This window comes from Microcystis sp. LE19-84.1B (assembly GCF_027531875.1).
GTDB lineage: Bacteria > Cyanobacteriota > Cyanobacteriia > Cyanobacteriales > Microcystaceae > Microcystis > Microcystis panniformis.
The window spans coordinates 1-2,226 of sequence record NZ_JAPZSR010000341.1 but is presented as its reverse complement, the minus strand read 5'-3'; the positions used below and the strand labels follow the sequence as shown (position 1 = coordinate 2,226).

Sequence of the window (2,226 nt, the reverse complement as noted above, 5' to 3'; positions counted from 1 at the left end):
TAAAGAATGTGGTCAACCGTTTGTGATCAATCCCACTAATAAAACCGTCTCTGACGAAACCAAACAATTAATTGATAAACTCTTGCTCGAACGAATTTCCTTACGAGGAATTGCTAGAGTAACAGGGGTAAGTTGGTCATGGTAACAAAATTATGTCAACAATAAACTGGCGGCTGTCCCCGGTCAAATAAAGGTTTCGGACAAACCAAAAGGTAAATTGGTTATAGAATGTGATGAGATGTGGTCTTTGGTTTTTTCTAAGACGATAAAGGTCTATATTTGGCGGTTAATTGATAGAAAGACAAGAGAAATTATTGGTTGCTATGCGCGGAGATAGGAGTCGTCAATCAGCCAAAAAACTTTGGGTCCAGTTTACCCGGTGTTTACCGACAATGTGCAGTTGCTTACACAGACTTTTGGGAGTCCTATAAGACAGTAATTCCTAGTAAACGTCATCGACCAGTCGGAAAAGAAACTGGTCAAACCAATCCTATTGAAAGATTAAATAATACCTTTCGACAAAGGATTTCTCGGCTGGTGAGAGACAGTCTATCTTTCTCTAAAAAAAATGGAGAATCACGTTGGGGAACCCTTTGGTATTTTATCCATGACTACAATGCACAGCAAAGCAAAGGATTAAGCCGCCATCACTACTACCGAATCACCACCTAAAGGGGATGGCTATTCCTAGGGTATAGGCAAGGGGGATGAGGAAATTATTTTTTTCCCCGCGGTTGGTTGAGTCTAGAAAGTTTTTCATTATTCTCGAAGTCGTTGAGCTTTTCTGGTTCGGTATATTTTCAGAGAATTTTGGCGGTTTCCAGGAGATATTTCTCTAGTTGGGCTTTTTCTTGCAGGGGTATCCCTAGCATAGCTTTTTTCCTTGTATTTCTTTCTATTTTCTCACAACTTCGTCAATGAGTAATTATACTCATGCCTGAGTGGGATGCGGCCTGTAGTTTTCCATGATAGTTTAGAGACAGTAAAAAATGGTGGAAAATACTGGTTATAGCCTTGCACTGACGATGTTTTTCATCAGTCCAGAGTAAGGTTTGATTGATAGGGGAGCAAGTGTCAACGTTTTGCCCTAGCATTTGGAGCTAGAACTAGGCTTTATCTGGGAGAATGAAAATCTTTGGGTTATTTTGGCTGGAAACTTAGCCCATTGTCAAGAGACCTCCTGCAAAAGTCTTATTCAGCTACTTGATGATAGCCTAAAGCAAGTTCATAGTTGTAAATGCCAGCGATTAAATTAAATCTCAGACCAAAACGCCGTCTCCGATTCCTATATCTTGATGATAAAATTCTAAATATCTTCAGACTTCTGTGAATATGTTCGATAATAATTCTTTCTCTTGATAACTGGCGATTAAATTCTTTCTCTTCTGAACTTAATTCTTGATTTTTCTTCTTTTTGTCAGGAATCCTACTATTTTCATGCTGTTTTTGGATTCCTTGATAGCCCTTATCTGCTAAACATTCAATACTTTTATCTATCCCAATTTGACTATTTTTCCAAAGGTTAAAGTCATGTATTCTTCCCTTTCCATGAGCGGTACAGATTATCATTCCTGTTTTTTGAGCCGCAAGAACTTGAGATTTTATTGTATGATAGCCCTGTTTCCCGCTATAGTAATCTTTCTGCTTCTTTTGAGGTCTTTCTATCTCAGGCTCTGCTACATCTACTACCACTACCTCTAGGTCACTATTGGCTTGTTGAACTGTCTTTTTACCTGGCAGATTAAATAATCCTGATTTCATGAGAATACCTTCTACCCTTCTAGTGATTCCTAGGGCTGTTGTCTCATTAATCTCCCAGTTAATTGCGAGATGGAAATAAGTCCTATATTCCCGCAAATACTCTAAGGTCATCAAGATTTGGTCTTCTCAACTTAATTTACTTGGTCTTCCCGATTTTTTTGGCAGAACTTTTTCGGCGGCCAGAACTTTCACCATATCCTTAAATGTTTCAGGATATACTCCACAAAAGCGTTTAAACTCTTCTGGATTCAAATTTTTTACTTTTTCGTAAGTCATTGTTTTTCTGAGTGTTTTACTTTATTTTACATAATCAGTTCCTATTTTGGCTCTTCTCGACTTTGTGTGATAATTTTTGCTTATGGAATCGTGAAATGCTTATCGGGCAAGACTTTTAGGGCTATTTTGCGGATATTCTATCAGTATAGACCTCGTTTCCACACAGAAACCAGAAGAGCCCTATTTTTG

At 38.2% G+C, this 2,226-nt stretch carries 2 pseudogenes; one reads left to right on the top strand and one right to left on the bottom strand.

Annotation, left to right across the window (positions count from 1 at the left end):
- Positions 1-672, top strand: a pseudogene (locus O9324_RS19650) (IS1 family transposase); the annotation flags it as partial.
- 519 nt (positions 673-1,191) lie between these two features.
- On the opposite strand, the pseudogene O9324_RS19645 reads toward O9324_RS19650, so the two are convergent.
- Positions 1,192-2,037 (bottom strand): annotated as a pseudogene (locus O9324_RS19645) (IS5 family transposase).
- Positions 2,038-2,226: the final 189 nt, after the last annotated feature.